At 69.3% G+C, this 14,016-nt stretch carries 15 protein-coding genes; 8 read left to right on the plus strand and 7 right to left on the minus strand.

What is annotated here, in order from left to right; genetic code table 11:
* Nucleotides 1-9: 9 nt before the first annotated feature.
* Entirely contained in the window at nt 10-1,443 is a 1,434-nt protein-coding gene (locus QSK30_RS23265) for an APC family permease (RefSeq protein WP_285505784.1), read from the plus strand.
* A 19-nt stretch (nt 1,444-1,462) separates the two neighbouring features.
* Here QSK30_RS23265 and QSK30_RS23270 read toward each other — a convergent pair whose 3' ends face one another.
* A complete protein-coding gene (locus tag QSK30_RS23270) occupies nt 1,463-2,230 on the minus strand; it encodes a DUF1684 domain-containing protein (RefSeq protein WP_285505785.1) in 768 nt (255 codons plus the stop codon).
* Nucleotides 2,231-2,600: 370 nt separating this feature from the next.
* Between QSK30_RS23270 and QSK30_RS23275 the strand changes: the two genes are divergently transcribed.
* From QSK30_RS23275 to QSK30_RS23285, 3 genes are all read left to right on the plus strand, one after another.
* A complete protein-coding gene (locus QSK30_RS23275) occupies nt 2,601-2,951 on the plus strand; it encodes a type II toxin-antitoxin system RelE/ParE family toxin (protein ID WP_285505786.1) in 351 nt (116 codons plus the stop codon).
* A 74-nt stretch (nt 2,952-3,025) separates the two neighbouring features.
* Entirely contained in the window at nt 3,026-3,442 is a 417-nt protein-coding gene (locus QSK30_RS23280) for a helix-turn-helix domain-containing protein (protein WP_285505787.1), read from the plus strand.
* Nucleotides 3,435-3,896 carry a hypothetical protein gene (locus QSK30_RS23285; protein WP_285505788.1) on the plus strand — a complete coding sequence of 154 codons (462 nt, stop codon included), beginning with the start codon at nt 3,435-3,437 and terminating at the stop codon, nt 3,894-3,896. The genes QSK30_RS23280 and QSK30_RS23285 overlap by 8 nt, the downstream gene beginning before the upstream one ends.
* Before the next feature lie 9 nt (nt 3,897-3,905).
* Here the strand turns inward: QSK30_RS23285 and QSK30_RS23290 are convergent, their stop codons facing one another.
* The gene (locus tag QSK30_RS23290; protein WP_285505789.1) at nt 3,906-5,051 is read right to left on the minus strand and encodes an FAD-dependent monooxygenase; all 1,146 of its coding nucleotides are present in this window, start codon (nt 5,049-5,051) and stop codon (nt 3,906-3,908) included.
* A gap of 23 nt (nt 5,052-5,074) precedes the next feature.
* Complete coding sequence (locus QSK30_RS23295; protein WP_285505790.1) at nt 5,075-8,032, minus strand: AfsR/SARP family transcriptional regulator; 2,958 nt, start codon at nt 8,030-8,032, stop codon at nt 5,075-5,077.
* 62 nt (nt 8,033-8,094) lie between these two features.
* On the opposite strand from QSK30_RS23295, the gene QSK30_RS23300 reads away from it, so the two are divergent.
* Nucleotides 8,095-10,053: an NACHT domain-containing protein gene (locus QSK30_RS23300; RefSeq protein WP_285505791.1), complete on the plus strand. Its 1,959-nt coding sequence runs from the start codon at nt 8,095-8,097 to the stop codon at nt 10,051-10,053.
* Here QSK30_RS23300 and QSK30_RS23305 read toward each other — a convergent pair.
* The 3 genes from QSK30_RS23305 to QSK30_RS23315 are packed head-to-tail and all read right to left on the minus strand — an operon-like array spanning nt 10,013 to nt 10,658.
* Nucleotides 10,013-10,210 (minus strand): hypothetical protein, encoded by a 198-nt coding sequence (locus tag QSK30_RS23305; RefSeq protein ID WP_285505792.1) that lies wholly within the window; start codon nt 10,208-10,210, stop codon nt 10,013-10,015. The two genes, QSK30_RS23300 and QSK30_RS23305, sit on opposite strands and share 41 nt — an antisense overlap.
* The gene (locus QSK30_RS23310) at nt 10,207-10,404 is read right to left on the minus strand and encodes a hypothetical protein (protein ID WP_285505793.1); all 198 of its coding nucleotides are present in this window, start codon (nt 10,402-10,404) and stop codon (nt 10,207-10,209) included. The genes QSK30_RS23305 and QSK30_RS23310 overlap by 4 nt, the downstream gene beginning before the upstream one ends.
* Nucleotides 10,401-10,658, minus strand: a complete 258-nt coding sequence (locus QSK30_RS23315) for a hypothetical protein (RefSeq protein WP_285505794.1) — start codon at nt 10,656-10,658, stop codon at nt 10,401-10,403. The genes QSK30_RS23310 and QSK30_RS23315 overlap by 4 nt, the downstream gene beginning before the upstream one ends.
* Before the next feature lie 431 nt (nt 10,659-11,089).
* Between QSK30_RS23315 and QSK30_RS23320 the strand changes: the two genes are divergently transcribed.
* Complete coding sequence (locus QSK30_RS23320; protein ID WP_285505795.1) at nt 11,090-11,962, plus strand: helix-turn-helix domain-containing protein; 873 nt, start codon at nt 11,090-11,092, stop codon at nt 11,960-11,962.
* 23 nt (nt 11,963-11,985) lie between these two features.
* Nucleotides 11,986-12,252 carry a DUF397 domain-containing protein gene (locus tag QSK30_RS23325; protein ID WP_285505796.1) on the plus strand — a complete coding sequence of 89 codons (267 nt, stop codon included), beginning with the start codon at nt 11,986-11,988 and terminating at the stop codon, nt 12,250-12,252.
* A gap of 701 nt (nt 12,253-12,953) precedes the next feature.
* Here the strand turns inward: QSK30_RS23325 and QSK30_RS23330 are convergent.
* A complete protein-coding gene (locus tag QSK30_RS23330) occupies nt 12,954-13,163 on the minus strand; it encodes an STAS domain-containing protein (protein ID WP_285505797.1) in 210 nt (69 codons plus the stop codon).
* Nucleotides 13,164-13,250: 87 nt separating this feature from the next.
* On the opposite strand from QSK30_RS23330, the gene QSK30_RS23335 reads away from it, so the two are divergent.
* On the plus strand, nt 13,251-13,985 hold the full coding sequence (locus QSK30_RS23335) for an ATP-binding protein (protein ID WP_285505798.1): 735 nt from the start codon (nt 13,251-13,253) through the stop codon (nt 13,983-13,985).
* Nucleotides 13,986-14,016 lie beyond the last annotated feature (31 nt).

The raw sequence follows: 14,016 nt of genomic DNA on the forward strand, positions 1-14,016 counted from the left end.
GAGTATGAAATGGACAGTGCCCAAGTCGGGTTGCGCAAGACCCTGACCACTCCGAGGATCGTGTTCCTGGTGATCGCGGCCGCCGCGCCGCTGGGGGCGATGGTCGGCACCGTGCCGCTCGCGTTCGCCATCGGCGACGGCGCCGGGTTCCCGGCCATGTTCGTCCTCGCCGGCCTGACGCTGGGCTGCTTCTCGGTCGGCTACGCCGCGATGAGCAGGCGCATCGTCAACGCGGGCGGCTTCTACGCCTACCTCTCCGCCGGGCTCGGCAAGCCGGTCGCGGTCGCGGGCGGCCTGGTGGCGACGGTGGCCTACAGCGCGGTGGCGGTCGGCATGGCGGGTGCCTTCGGGTACTTCGCCGGTCTGGTCGGCCAGGGTCTCGGGCTCGACCTGCCGTGGCCGGTGTGGTCGGCGATCGGCATCGGCGGTGTCGCGCTGCTGGGCTACCGGCAGGTCGACCTCAGCGCCAAGGTGCTCTCGGTGCTGATGATCGGCGAGATCGGCGTGCTGCTGGTGCTCGACATCGGCATCCTCGCCGACCGCGGCGCCGACGCTCTGCCCGCGGCCTCGTTCGACCCGGGCGTGGTGTTCGGCAGCGGTGTCGGGGTGTCGCTGATGTTCGCCTTCATCTCCTACATCGGTTTCGAGTCCGCCGCCCTCTACGGCGAGGAGACCCGCGACCCGCGCCGCAGCGTCCCGCTGGCGACCTACCTGTCGGTCGCGGTGATCACCGTGTTCTACGCCTTCACCGCGTGGACCGCGGTCGGCGCGGTCGGCCCGGACCAGGTCCGCGACGTCGCGGGCAAGGAGCTGGGCAACCTGTTCTTCGGCCTGAGCACCGCCCACGTCGGCGAGGCGCTGACCGTCACCATGCAGGTCATGTTGTGCACCAGCATGTTCGCCGCGATGGTCGCCCTGCACAACGCCGCCAACCGCTACGTCTTCGCCCTCGGCCGCGAACGCGTCCTGCCGCACGGGCTCGGCCGGGTGCACCCGCGCCACGGGTCCCCGAGCCGCGCGAGCCTGGTGCAGACGGTGATCGCGGTGGTCGTGGTGGGCGCGTTCGCGGTGGCGGGACTGGACCCGTACCTGAACCTGGCCACCAGCATGCTCGCCCTGGGCACCCTCGGGATCATCGTCCTGCAGGCGGGCACGGCGGTCGCCACCATCGCGTTCTTCCGCGGCAGGCCCGACCGGCACTGGTGGCGCACCGGGGTGGCGCCGCTGCTCGGCGCCGTGGGGCTGGGCGCGGCCACCGTCCTGCTGGTCGACAACTTCGCCATCCTGACCGGCACCGACGCCGTGGCCGTGACCGCACTCCCGTGGCTGCTGGTCCTCACCGCGGCGTTCGGCCTCGTCTTCGCGCTGTGGGTGCGCCGCTCGCGCCCCGACCGCTACCAGGAGGTGGCAGCGGTCGAGGTGCGCGAACTGACCTCGGTCTAGACGGGCCTCCGCTGCCCCCTTAGGGAGTCTGCTCGCCCGCCTCGACGGCGAAGGGCAGGTGGTTTCCCTCGGGGGGCAGCGGGCACGTCGCGTAAACCGTGAACGCGCACGGCAAGTTGGTCGCCCGGTTGAAGTCCAGGACAACGCTGCCGTCGGCGTCGGGTTCACCGACGGCCAGCGACCGGTTCGCCGCGTACGTCGTCACACCGCTGGTCTCGTCGGTGAACAGGACGCTGAACCCGGACTTCTTCCCGTTGAAGGCGGTCAGCGTGTGCTCGACCCCGCCGTGGTTGAACCGCACCCGACCCGGAGCGGTGTACACGTGCGTCAACCCGGCCACGACCGCCCCGACCGTGGTCGGCCGAGGCTCGTCGAAGGCTTCGTACGTGCCACGCAGGACCCAGTCGGGGTTCGGGTCGTAGGACGGCACCCCGCTGAACGCCCGCACCGCCTCGGCCTTGGGGTCGTGCACCCGGATCAGGTACCCGCTACGGCGCGCCACCTCGATCTCCAGGTCACCCGCGGAAACCCGCGTCCCGGGACCGCTGTTCACCAACTCGAACCGCCGCACCCCGGTGAGCACCTCGCCCTCGTGCGACAGCTCGGCACCCTCCGGGTCGAGGTAGGCGGCGTCCGCGTCCTGCCACCACCGACCCGGCAGCCCCGGGTAGGCCTTGGGCTCCTCGCCCAGCCAGTCGAGCGAGACCAACGCCAGCCATCCGTGCGGGTCGGCCAACTGCAGCTCCCGCTCGGCCTTCCACTCCTGCCACTCGGTCGTGAACCCCATCGCCCTGCCCCTTCGCCGAAGCTCCTACCAGCACCAACGTCCCCGCGTGCGGGCTATTCCGGTTCCCACATACCGGACTCCGCACCGCCGAGGGGCCTGGCACGTGCGGCCGGTGCCTGCCGGTACTCCAGGAGCAGTCGAAGCGCGCCGCGAAGCTCGGCGGGTGTGACGAATACGCGTGCGTCGATGACAAGTGGACATTTCTTGGCCAACCGAGAATATTCCTTCGGCTGGGTGGCAGAAATCCGCCGAATGTGTTCCAAATAATTGATGAAACCGCAGTGGAATGTGTCTCGGCATGGCGAGTGCGGCATGCTTGTCCGCAGTCGTAAGATCCGGCCTGGGGGTGCCTTGATGTTGGGAGATGCGCGTGCGACAACCCATCTGGAGGTACTACGAGGCTCCAGGCGGTGGTCAAACCGCGGCCCGGGAGATAGCCAAGGAGCTCGGTGGCGATGTCCGGTTGGTGGCCAAGCTCGCGGGTCTGCAGGACCGGATCACGTCGGGGGAGACCCTCCCCCGCGATTGCACGCCGCTCGGCGACGGATTGGTGGAAGCCAGGCTGAGCGTCCAGCGAAACGAGTGGCGGTTGTTCTACGCCGTTCGTGAGGATGGGCTGGTGCTTTTGGCTCTCTGCTTCGCCGCCAAAAAGTCGCAGACCATACCGCGGATGATCAAGCAGGCCCGGAAGCGACTCGCCGAGTGGGACCGAAGGGTGTAACGATCGGCCCGAGGGCTTGCGATATCGGTTCGGACCGATACATCATGGTACCCACGCAGACGGAGGAGGGCATGGTGTCCAGCGGCTTGTTCGAGCTGCTCGGCCTCGATCCGGACCACCCCGAGGCCAGGGCGGCCCGCGAGGACGACGCGAACCTCGCGGCCCTGATGCGGTCGCTGTACCAGATCCGGCGCGACCTGAAGCTGAGCCAGGCTGAGGTCGCGCGCCGGATGGGGACGACCCAGTCCGCTGTCTCCGACCTCGAGCGGACCGCGGGCGACCCGCACGTCACCACCTTGCAGCGGTACGCCCGGGCGGTCGGCGCGATGCTCAAGGTCGTGGCCGTTCCCGTGCGCGACGGGTGGACCGAGGCCGCGCACGTCCGGGCGAGCAGCAGCGTCACCCCCCGGTCGGCGCGGGTGGGGGCCGTCCCGAACCGCCGGGTCCGCCTGCAGGTGATCGACAACGACAGCGCCCCCCGAAGTGCCTGACCAGCGCGCCCAGCTCCAGGAGATGGTCGCCGACCTCGAACTCGTCCAGGTCAGGTGCTACGAGGTCCGCGCCAGGGCCCGTGACGGGTTCGCCTCGGCGGACGACGTCGAGGTCGCCGAGGGGGATCCGGTGGACATGCGGGTCCTGGTCCGCCACGCGGACGACAGGTTGGGGGTCCGGGTCCGGACCGACATCCAGTCCAAGGACGTCGAGGTCTACGTGGACATCGCCGTCTACTACGCCGTTCCGCCGGGCGCTGAGTACCCGAGGGATGTCCAGGCGAGTTTCGTCAGCTCGGTGGCGATCTTCACGGTCTTCCCCTTCCTGCGCGAGACGATCGCCGACGTCACCCGGCGAGTCGGGGTCGATCCGCACCTGCTGCGGCTCCTGCGGCCCGGGGACATCGACATCAATCCTGAGTTCGCGCCCGATCCGGACCAGATCCCGCAGTAGCGCCCGAGGTCACGCCGGGTAGCTGCGCAGGTCGATGTCAGTCGCCAGCTTGTCGGTCATCTTCAGCATCATCCGCAGCATCAGCGACGAGTTGAACATCCAGTTCCGCGCCCGCATCCGCATCCGCGTGGGCGGTGCCAAGAACGGACCAGCGTTCCCCTTGTGCGAGATCTTCGCGTAACTCCGGAACTGCGCGTTGTACTCCCCAAACGCCACCCGGTAGTCGCCATCGGCCGTCATCAGTTCGCCGGCCAAGACGTGCGCGGCCACTACCGCGAGGCCGGTACCGAATCCGCCAAGAGTGTTTCCGTAGGCCGCGTCGCCCGTCAGGGCTACCCGGCCGCGGGTGAAGCTGGTCATCTCTACCCGGCTGAGGGAATCGAGGTAGAACTCCGCCGCGTCAGGTACCGCGGCCATCAGTTCCGGGATGCGCCAACCGCCGTTGGCGTAGGCCTCTTGCAGGATTGCCTTCTGCTGCAAGGTGTCCTCGCGGTCGTAAGAGAGCTGAGGAGACGCGAAGACGAAGAACGCTGGGGACTTGGGGCCGCCCAAAGCTGCCATCCGGCCCGGTTCGTTGTACATGACCGACTCCGCGCCGATGTCTCCCAGATCGGCTAGGGCGTAGTAGTGGCCCAGGTGGCGGACGTAGTCGGACTCCGGTCCGAACGCCAGCCGCCGGACGTTGGAGTGGATGCCGTCGGCGCCGACGACGAGGTCGAACGTGCGTGGGGCGGTACGCGCGAAGGTGACGTGCACGCCCTCTTGGGTGTCGGTTAGTGAAGTGATCGTGTCGCCGAAGAGGTACTCGCACGACGAGGACGTCCGGGAGTACAGCAGTTCCGCCAGGTCCCCCCGGCGGATCTCGATCTCCCCGCCGGTGAACTCGCGGGGGATCATCGCCAGCCGCTTGCCGTTCTCGTCGATGATGGTTTGGTCTGTGCCGCCCGTTTGCCGTTCGCGCACCTCGTCCAAGATGCCCATGCGCGTCAAGACAGTGCGGTGGGTGGCCCCCTTGAAGTCGACAGCCTGCCCACCCGGGCGCAGGGTGGCCGCACGCTCGACGACAGTGACCGTGCAGCCGTAGCGCGCGAGCCAGAACGCGAGCGCGGGACCGGCGATGCTCGCGCCGGAGATCAGGACCGTGGTGTTCTTCATGCCACCACGCTCGCGCGCCGCGCCTACCGTTCGCCTTCAGCAGGCTTGCAGTACCTGTCGACCACTGTCAGCGCCTCTTCGCGCGTCATCGCTGCCCCGCGCGCGTACTCGGATACCTCTTCGCCGATCCGCTCGTACGCGCGTGCAACGTTGAGCGCACCGGTGACCGCTATCCCGCGTAGCGCCACCGCTACTCCCAACAACAACGCAACAGCGTCCGTCTCCACCACGCAGGCCAAACCCTCTACCGCGGCCGCGAGATCCACCATCATCGGTGACTCACGGGCCTCGGCCACCGCCTGGTAGTGATGCCCGAGCGCGGTTAGCACGCGCGATCGCGCGGACTCGGTGCCGAAGTCGCCCGACTGCGCCGCCGCCCACGCCCGTTCCAACCGCGCCGTGTCCGGCTCGCCGCGCGCTTGCGCGATCTCCGCCAATCCCACCTCGACCACGACCACCACGCCGATGTGCCCGGCCGTGGCGCGCAGCTCACCAGCCCGCCGGTAGTCCCTCTCGGCGGCGTCGAGCTCGCCCTGCCGGAGCAGGCAGTCGGCCCGGTGGCACAGCGTGTCGGCAGAGTCCTCCAGCGCGCCGAGCTCGTCGAGCAGCACCAGCGCCTCGGCCCACAGCGCGTGCGCCCGTGCCCACTCGCCGCGCCACCCGGCGACCTGGGCGAGCGAGTCCAACGCCTGCACGACACCCCACCGCTCACCGAGCGCGCGGAACCGGGCGAGCACGTCGAGCAACTCGCGCTCACCCTCGGCGATCCGACCGGTGAGCGTCAGCAGCAGCGCGCCGCCCAGCTGCTCCAGGGCCAGGTTCCACGGGTCGTCGCCCAGCAGCGGTGAGGTGTCGCGCTCGAGTTGCCCGCTCGGGCCTGCGGCCATCGCCCACAGCGCCGCGCCGAACGGGTGCCGCAGCGGCTTGATCGACACGCGCACCAGGCGGTCTGCGCGCTCCCAGTGCGCGGGTTCGGCGCGCGGAACGGCGTGCACCACACAGGAGACGTACTCCTCCGTGAAACCGTCAGGCACGTCCACCAGCAACGAGGTAGCGATTTCGCCCGCGTGGCTGCGCCGACCACTTAGCCACCAGTACGCCGCGAGCGCGGGCACCATCCGCAACGCGGTTTCCCGATCACTGCTCGACGCCCAACGCAACGCGGCCATCAGGTTGCCGTGCTCGGCGGAGAGCAGCGCGAGCCATTCCAACTGCTCCGCCCGACGCAGATGCACGTCCGCGCGTTGTGCGAGATCAAGGTGATACCGGGCATGCCCCGCGCGAGTTGACTCCAGTTCGCCCGCAGCGGCCAACTGTTCCAGGCAGAACAACCGGATCGTGTCGAGCATGCGGTAGCGCGAGCCGTCCGTCTCCACCAGCGACTTGTCCACTAGATCGGCGAGCACCTCTACCGGGACCCCGCAGACCGGTTCAACCGCGCTTAGCGGCGCACCACCGGTGAACACCGCGAACCGTTGCGCTAAGAGGCGCTCCTCGGCGGTGAGCAGGTCCCAGCTCCACTCGACCACCCCGCGCAAGGTGCGGTGGCGCGCGGCGGCGGTGCGGTCACCCCGGGAGAGCAACCGGAACCGACCGCCCTCGACGAGCCGCGCAGCGATCTCGTCCAGCGTGAACTGGCGCAACCGTGCGGCCGCCAGCTCGATAGCCAACGGTAGCCCGTCCAGCCCCGCGCAGACTCTTGCCACGGTGGGGATGTCTAGTGTCAGCCCTGGCCGCACGGCAGCAGCCCGATCTAGGAAGAGGCGCACGGTAGAGTAAGAGGCCGCGTTGGGGTCGCCTGGTTCGGGAATGTCCAAGGGCGGCAGGGGAAGCAATACCTCGCCGGTAAGCCCAAGAGGCTCGCGGCTAGTGCAGACAATGGTCAGATCAGGACACTCGGCCACGAGCACCCGCACGAGAGCGGCGGTGGCGTCGACCACGTGCTCGCAGTTGTCCAAGATCAGCTGCTCGTCGCCCAGCACGCCGACGAGGTGGCGGACCGGGTCGGCGGCAGGGGAGCGGAAACCCTGTTCCCGCAGGCCTAGCGCGTCGATCACGGCGTGCGGGACCTGGTCTCCGGTGTCCACTGTGGAGAGGTCGACGAAACAGGCGCCGGGCCGCGCCGACTCGATGGCGAGCCGCGTCTTCCCCGTGCCACCGGGACCGAGGACGGTGGTCAGCCGATCGGTCGCGCGCAACCGCGCGAGTTCCCGATCACGTCCGATGAAACTGGTCAACTGCGCGGCGGGACGGCGTTTGGCAGGCTTCTCGGCCCGCAGGATGGCCTGGTTGAGTGCGGACAGCTCGGGGGAGGGGTCCGCGCCGAGCTCTTCGGCGAGCAGACGCCGCGCGCTCGCGAACTCTTGCAACGCCTCACCCTGCCGGTTGTCGGCATGCAAGGCCCGCATCAGCTGTGCGCGCAACCGTTCGCGAAGAGGGTGTGCGTCGACAAGAGTGCGCAGCTCGGCAATCGGAACGGCGTCCGGGTCGGCGTCGACGAGGTCCTCAGTGGCGGTTAGCCGCAGCTCGTCAAGACGTGCTGTCTGGGCCCGGCCGTGCGGTAGATCGATGAGCGCGGGGCCACGCCACAGGTCCAGAGCTTCTCTTAGCCGGTCGGCTGCTTCAGCGGTATTGCCCTTCGCGAGGCTCTTACGCCCCTCTTGCGCGAGCCGCTCGAACCGGTGCACGTCCACGTCGTCCGGATCAACCGCGATCCGGTAGCCGCCGCCGTGGAACTCGATCAACCCGTCGGGAAGCACCCGCCGCAACCGCGATACCTGCACCTGCACCGCGTTGGCGGCGTTCGCCGGCGGGTCGTCGCCGTACTGACCGTCGACCAACCGCTCCACCGGGACGACGCGGCCCGCCTCGAGCAGCAGCAGGACCAGCAGCGCCCGCGGTCGGGGCCCGCTGATCTCCACTCCGCTCCCCGCCCCGGCGGCGACCCGCACCACCAGGGGCCCGAGCACGCCGAACCACATGGTCCCGATTGTCGCCCAGGGGCGGCTGGCCCGGTGACCGCCCTCCCCGGCAGGATGCCCGGGTGGCGAGACGGGTGTGGTCGACGCGGTCCCGGGTGGTCTCCGGCCTCGGATGGGTCCTGCTGGCGATCCCGGTGATCGCGCTGACCTGGTGGTTGCTCGGCAAGGGCGACAACGGGGCCGGGATCGCCAACGTGCTGGCGCTGCCCGCCAGCATCGTCGGCGGGGTCGCCGGGGTGCTCGCGCTGGTCGGCGGCCAGCGGACCAAGCCCCGCGCCGACGACCCCGGGATCCTCGCCGACCGCCTGCGCCGACTCCTGGTCGCGGTGATCACCGCCGAGGAGCGCACCCTGGCCCGCCTGCTCGGCGACACCGGCAAGCCGCAGCCCGCCGACGTCGGCTTCACCCAGCCCGACGAGCTGTTCTGGCGCACCGACGGCGGTGCGGACTCGGGCTCGTTGGACACGATCGCCGAGTACTACCGAGGACTCCGTAGCGGGCGCCTGTTGGTACAGGGAGAGGGTGGCGCGGGTAAGACCGTGTTGGTTTTGCGGCTCTTACTCGATCTCGCCCAAGAGGCCCATCGGGCGAACGGCCTGATTCGGGTCCCCGTGCGTCTTAGCTTGCCGTCGCTCCCCGAGTCCGGGGACTCCCCGCCCGGGGTGCTGCGCGAGCGATTAGACAGCTGGGCCGCTGAGCAGATCGCCTCGACGTACGGGATCGAGCGAGCGGTGGTGCGCGAACTACTCGCGCGTGGGCTGCTGTTGCTCGTGCTCGACGGCCTGGACGAGATGGACCCCGACCAACCGGTACGTGCCCGCGAGGTGCTGGCCGCGCTGAACATCTCCTCCGGCCCGGACCAGTGGCCGGTCGTGCTCACCTGCCGCACGGAGCACTACAAACGGCTGGTCGGGCAAGGGGACGTGCTCGAGGACGCCACGGTGGTCACCCTGCAACCACTTGGCGTCGAGCAAGTGATCTCGTGGCTGGCGCACCGCTTCCCGGCGCGCGCCGAGCCCGACGGGCTGGCTCGCCGCTGGCAGCCCGTCGCCGAGGCGATGCGGAGCGACCCGGCTGGTGAGCTGGCCCGGTGCCTGAGCTCGCCGTTGCGGCTCTACCTGGCGGTGAGCGCTTACCGGCGGCCGGGGAGTCAGCCCGCCGAGCTGGTCGACCTGACTGACCTGGACACCCACCTGTTCGAGTTGTTGGTCCCCGCGGTCACCGAACACCAGACCCGCCCGGACGGGGGCCACTACCCGCCCGCGGACGTCGAGCGGTGGCTGGGCGCCCTGGCCGACCACCTCGCGTTCCTGGGGTCTCGGGGCATGTCGAGCGTGGATTTCTGGCTGAGCGGCCTGTGGTTGGCCAAGGACAACCCGACCCGCCCCGCGCGGGGAGCCGCGCTCTGGGCCCGTCTGCTGATCGCGCTGGCCCCGCTGCCGCTGGTGGTGTGCCTGCTCTGGTGGGTGGTCCGCTTCTGGAATGAGTGGCTGTCCCTGCTGAACGCGATCCTCTGGCTGTGCGTGGCGTTGTCGTTCATAGTCGCGTTCCGGTTCGTCTACCGGGTGGTGCGGCGGCTGCTGCTGGTCGTGTTCGGGGGCACCAGGCAACGCCTGAGGGCCGGGATCCCTTGGGGGCCGGTGAGCGTGTACCTCTTCGCGGGGTACTCCGCGCTGGTCGGCCTCAGCCGTGATGACATCGTCGAAGGCACTCAGGACCGGTCGACGGCGGGTGTGGTGTTCGCGGTCGCCCTACTGGCCCCGTTCGGGGCAGTGCTGCTGCGCGGCGCGTACCTCCCGCTGCGCACATGGTTGCGGTTCGCGCTGACGACGCGGGCGTTCGCCCGACGCGGGTTGTTGCCGCGCGAGGTGGTGCCGTTCCTGGACTGGGCCTACGCGGCCGGGCTCCTGCGGTACTCCGGGGACGCCATCCAGTTCCGGCACCGGGACCTGCAGGCCTACTTCACCTCCCCGAGCGCCCTCACGTCCCCGACACCGAGGCCAGCCACCGGCAGGTCGTGATCACCTCCGCGGTGACGTCGTCGAAGGTGTCCACCTGGTCGACGGTGAGGGTCTGCTCCTCCAGGGACCTGAGCAGGTCACCGGCCAGGGCGATGAGGTCGCGCAGGTCGGTGGCGAGGAACGGGACCCCGCGCGGTGGGCTGAGGTGCTGGGTCATGCGGGTCCTTGGCTAGCCGGGAACAGGCGGGCGACCAGTTCGAGCGCGCACTCGGGGCAGAGCGGCGGCGCGGGTGGGCGGTGCGGGTAGATCTGTTGCACGGGCAGCCCGCACACCCCGTTAGGAGTCCGCGGGACCAGGACGTGCAGACGGCCGGTGTAGTAGGTGCTGACACCCCAGGCCCAACGCGTCACGGTTGCCTCCTGCGCAAGAGCTCCAAGAGAGCCACGCCGTCACTGGTGAGCTGAAGTGGAGGGGTGTCGGTGATGAGCCCGGCCCTTAAGAGCTCGCTGAGCGGTTCGCGGAAGTAGCCGGGCAGCGGTAGACCGCGATCGGTGAAGAGGATCGCGGTATGACGAACTACGCGACCGGTCGAGACCCGGCGTAGGGCCAAGAACCAGAGAACCGTGCGGGTAGGCGCGGTGAGCGCCTTGGTGCAGGTGGTCATGATCGTGTCTCTTCTGTGGTCACCACGCGCGGGCTTCCCGGTGAAAGCCGCTGCGCTCTGTGCTGACGGTGGGCGCCCAGAGGGATGCGGGTCAAAATTGACCGCGACTCTTTGGTGTCGATCGGAGGGGTCCACGCAGGCCCAGGGCTGGGGCGGGCCTGGGCCCGCGTGGACATGGGGATGCGCCCATCTTGCGCGTGACTACCGACTGTCACGCTCGGCCGTCGCCGGACGCATCGAGACGGGGCGGCGGTGACATGACTCCGAGTGAGCGCTACCGTGTTGGGTCTGACGGATCGGGTACATGTATGCCTCCGCACTAGCCGGCTGATCTGCTAAGACAGTAAACACGGACATCCAATCTGGCTATACACCAATATGGGTGACACGGGCTGGACACACCCGGTGACCAGTGTGGGAGGATCCCCACCATGACAAGTCCCAAGCGCTCAGTGAGCATGCGGCGTCGACTGCTCGGCAAGGAGCTGTTGCGGCTACGCGAGGTTGTCGAACTCACGCAGGAGGCCGCCGGAGCCCATCTCGGCAAGCGGGGGAACAAAATCAGCCGGGTGGAGACCGGGGCGATCGGGATCGACAAGACCGACCTGGACGCCCTGCTGAACCTCTACAAGGTCGGCGACAAGGACCGGGTCTGGTGCCGAGACCTCTGGGAGCACTCACGCGTCAAGCGCGGCCGCCCCACCGGCGAGACCACGCTCTACCTGGGCCCCAAGTGGTTCCGCGCATTCCGCGACCTGGAGAAGGACGCCGACGAGATCTTGCTGGTTGGCTCCGAGGTTGTGCCCGGCATCCTGCAAACCGATGACTACATCCGCGCGATGTTCGCAGCGCAGGGCGTAGATCCCGCCGAGAAACAGGTCGATGACACGCTGCGCATCCGCGCCGAGCGCCGCCTGCAGCTCACCGACGAAGATGGCGGCAAGTTCGCCTTCGTCATGAGCGAGTCGGCTCTGCGCCGCCAGTTCGGTGGCCCGGAGGTGATGCTGACGCAGCTCCGATACCTGGCTGAGGTGTCGCTCCTGCCGAGCGTGACCTTGCAGGTCATCCCCTTTGACGCACAGTCGTTCGCGGAGATGTACGACTTCATCGTTTTCCGCTTCGGACACGAGGCGGCGAACGACATCGCCTACATCGAGATGTTCTCCGATGCCGCCTACCTGGACAAACCCGCTGAGACAGTGCGCCGCTACGGCGAGCACTTCGGCAGGCTGCAAGCCATCGCCTTGGGCCCCGTGGAGTCGCGTAACTTCATCTTGGGGCTGGCGAACCAGCCTGCTGCGTAACCGATTCCAAGGGGTTGATACCCATGATCGAGCCCGGCATCGACTGGACTACGGTGCCGTTCCGCAAGTCCTCGTTCAGCGACACCAACGGTGGTCAGTGCGTGGAGATCGGCTGGGCGGACGCAACCTTCCGCAAGTCGAGCTTCAGCCAGACCAACGGTGGTGAGTGCGTCGAGGTCGCCCACCGAACCGACCTCGTCGGCGTGCGTGACTCGAAGAGCCCGACCTCCGGTCTCCTCGAGCTACCCACCACCAGCTGGACGGCCTTCACCACCGCTCTCCAGGCGTAGGCACGCGGAACCGCAGTGGGCGCCGGCCCCCACCGAAGGACCGGCGCCCACCCGCCACCGCCCTCACCTCCGCTACAGCCGCCCCAACACCACAACCGCCCACGCCCCCGAGACCACCTTCGCCACAGCCACAGCCCCACAGCCCACCAGCCCCACAGCCCACCAGCCCCACAGCCCACCAGCCCCACAGCCGCCTCCGCCCCACAGCCCCACAGCCCCACAGCCCACCAGCCCCGCCGCCGCCTCCGCCCCACCGCCGCCTCCGCTCCCGCAGCCCCCTCCTTTGCACTGCCGGCTCCCAAGCCCGCTGGAACGCAACACCCGCTACGGATGCTCGATCTAGTGGACTCGCTTCGTGTGGGGGGAGAGCACCGCTAAACTTGACCTGTGGTGGGGATGCCCTTCACCCCACGCTTTTTCCCCACCGCGGTGCTCTAGGGGCCCCACACGAAGCGAGTTCACTAGATCGAGCCCCCGTCTTTAACCCGGGCAACGAAGACGCCAACACCAAGACGGCAACGCAGCACCAAGCACGCAGCCGGCCCCGCTCAGCCAGCCACCGGGACCATCGCCTCCACCAGCCGCTCGTGCATCGTCACCAGCCGAGCCACCCCCGTCACCCGCAAGGCCCGCCGCAGGTGCGGGTCCTGCAGCACCAGGTGCAGCCGGCCATCGGCCGCCGCCGCGATCTCGGCCAGGCCTCAAGCACCCAGGAAGCCCACCCGGGTCAGGTCCAAGATCACTCGATCGTGTGAACCTGTCATGGCCGCCACCAACGGGTCCCGCAGCAGCTCGACCCGGCTCCGGTCGATCTCGCCGATCACCGTGAGCAACAGCCAGTCCGCCCTCGGCTTGGAGGCGTTCACCAGCAGCGGAGTACTGTTGCCGCTGCCGCCGTGGTCCTGTGCCATTCCACGCCCCTCTCGCCCGGATCAGTCGGCGCCCGAATTCCCGTGCACGCCAGGGTAAACCCCGTCCCCACTGAACGGAGAGGGCGCTTGTCCGCACGACTGCGCTGCCCGGTACGACCCAGGTCGGGCGCGCTCGTGGTCAGCCCGACCGGTGTCCTCGACATCAGCACCTACGCCACCCTGCGCGACATCCTGCTCAAGTGCGCCATCGACCAACCCCGCGCGGTGGTCGTCGACCTGGGTTCGCTGGAGATCAGCGGCGAGAGCCTGCTCAGCGTGTTCGCCACCGTCTGGCTGCGCACCTGCGACTGGCCGGGCGTCCCCCTGCTGCTCGCGGCCTGCCCACCCGAGCTGCACGGCACCGCCCTGCACCGCTACGTGGCCTTCCACGACACCGTCGACACCGCCGTGGCCAACATCCACCGGCCGCCGCCCACCCGCCGCGCCCACCTCACCGTGCCGCACGGGGTAGCCAGCCTCCCCCACGCGCGCGCGTTCGTCGGCGAGATCTGCGCCGAGTGGGACCTTCGCGGCTACGCCGTCGCCGAGATCCAGCAGGTCGCGGGCGAGCTGCTCGACAACACCATGCAGCACACCAACTCCGAGGCCCGGTTGCGGCTGGAGCTGCGCCGGGGTCTGTTCACCGTGGCGGTCGGCGACGACGACCCCACACCCCCGGTCGCCCGGGACCCCGGCGCCGACCCGGTCCCGCGCGGGATGGGGCTGCTGCTGGTCGCCGAGTTCGCGAAGGCTTGGGGTTGCCTGGTCGACCCGGCAGGCGAGCGCAAGGTCGTCTGGGCCGTCCTGCGCACCGGCGCCTGAGCGCCCGACGTCGGACGCCCGCGACGCACCA

The organism is Actinokineospora sp. NBRC 105648, from assembly GCF_030269645.1.
GTDB lineage: Bacteria > Actinomycetota > Actinomycetes > Mycobacteriales > Pseudonocardiaceae > Actinokineospora.

Excerpts from the sequence above, each read along its gene's own strand:
- QSK30_RS23265 (WP_285505784.1), top strand. The coding sequence starts at position 10 with ATGGACAGTGCCCAAGTCGGGTTGCGCAAGACCCTGACCACTCCGAGG.
- QSK30_RS23270 (WP_285505785.1), bottom strand. The coding sequence starts at position 2,230 with ATGGGGTTCACGACCGAGTGGCAGGAGTGGAAGGCCGAGCGGGAGCTG.
- QSK30_RS23290 (WP_285505789.1), bottom strand. The coding sequence starts at position 5,051 with ATGAAGAACACCACGGTCCTGATCTCCGGCGCGAGCATCGCCGGTCCC.
- QSK30_RS23295 (WP_285505790.1), bottom strand. The coding sequence starts at position 8,032 with ATGTGGTTCGGCGTGCTCGGGCCCCTGGTGGTGCGGGTCGCCGCCGGG.
- QSK30_RS23305 (WP_285505792.1), bottom strand. The coding sequence starts at position 10,210 with ATGACCCAGCACCTCAGCCCACCGCGCGGGGTCCCGTTCCTCGCCACC.
- QSK30_RS23315 (WP_285505794.1), bottom strand. The coding sequence starts at position 10,658 with ATGACCACCTGCACCAAGGCGCTCACCGCGCCTACCCGCACGGTTCTC.
- QSK30_RS23320 (WP_285505795.1), top strand. The coding sequence starts at position 11,090 with ATGACAAGTCCCAAGCGCTCAGTGAGCATGCGGCGTCGACTGCTCGGC.
- QSK30_RS23325 (WP_285505796.1), top strand. The coding sequence starts at position 11,986 with ATGATCGAGCCCGGCATCGACTGGACTACGGTGCCGTTCCGCAAGTCC.
- QSK30_RS23330 (WP_285505797.1), bottom strand. The coding sequence starts at position 13,163 with ATGGCACAGGACCACGGCGGCAGCGGCAACAGTACTCCGCTGCTGGTG.